Genomic DNA, 1,074 nt, shown 5'->3' with positions numbered 1-1,074 from the left:
CCGCGCCCCGCTCCCGGCGCCGGCACCTCGGCCTCAACCGGTCGTTACGGACCCGCGGGGCACGGGTACGCGCTGCGCTGCGGGCGTCCGTCCGCGGTTTCGGCCGTGGCCGCCGTCCCGGCGCAGGCCGCAGTCCCGGCCCCCAGGAGGGTTCATCGCGGAGGGACCGCGGCAGTAGGATCTGAACCCGATGTCTCGGAGGTGCACAGGTGGAGGGCGATCACTCCGAGGGCGGTGAAGGTGGCGCCTCCCGCCGTCGAAATCCCCGGGCCCCGAAGGACATCCCCGACTTCCCGCAGGCACTTGCCGACGCGGTCATGGGCCCGGGTATCGAACAGGTGCCGGAGCAGCTGTGCGGTGCCTGCGTGGAGCTCATGGACATCAGCGGCGCCTCGATATCCCTGTACGGCGGCGGTGACGCCCCCCGCACACTGTGGTGGTCGAGCAACGCGGTCGCCGGGCGGCTGGCGGAGCTGCAGTACACCCTGGGTGACGGCCCCTGCCACCGCGCGCTGACCCTGGCCGCTCCCGTGCTGGCCGCCGACCTCACCCAGGGCCCGGACGCCGTCCGCTGGCCCGTATACGCCCATCAGGCGGTCGAACTGGGCGTCAGGGCGGTCTTCTCGCTTCCGCTGGGCAGCGAGGCGGTGGCCATCGGCACGCTCGACCTGTACCGGCAGGATCCCGGGCCGCTCAGCGAACAGGACGTCGCCTACGCCTTCCCCGCGGCGGACGCGATAGCCTACGCCCTGCTGGTGCTGGAGGCCGGCTCGACCGCCGTTGATCCGGAGCGGATGTACTCGTGGCTCGGATCCGCCGAGACCAACCACGACGAAGTGCACCAGGCGTCCGGCATCCTCATGATCAAGCTTGATCTCAGTGCCGAGAACGCCATGGCCCGCCTCCGGGCCCGCGCCTTCGCCCACGGGCAGACCATCACCGAGGCCGCCGAGGACGTCATCCGGGGCAGGGTCGATTTCCATGACGAGTAGGGCGACTACCCGACTTGCCTCACCGGCCCCGACGGCCCGGCCCGCGCGCTCGTCCCGTGACCGCCCGCCCCGCTGCGGTCCG

The 1,074-nt window shown here is 72.3% G+C and carries 1 protein-coding gene; it reads left to right on the top strand.

What is annotated here, in order from left to right:
* Positions 1 to 209 precede the first annotated feature (209 nt).
* Positions 210 to 992 (top strand): GAF and ANTAR domain-containing protein, encoded by a 783-nt coding sequence (locus tag ACYVE9_RS27970; RefSeq protein ID WP_461030682.1) that lies wholly within the window; start codon positions 210 to 212, stop codon positions 990 to 992.
* Positions 993 to 1,074 lie beyond the last annotated feature (82 nt).

This window comes from Streptomyces sparsus (genome assembly GCF_054776295.1).
Note: the sequence above shows the minus strand (reverse complement) of the source record. Positions and strands in the feature narration are given on the sequence as shown.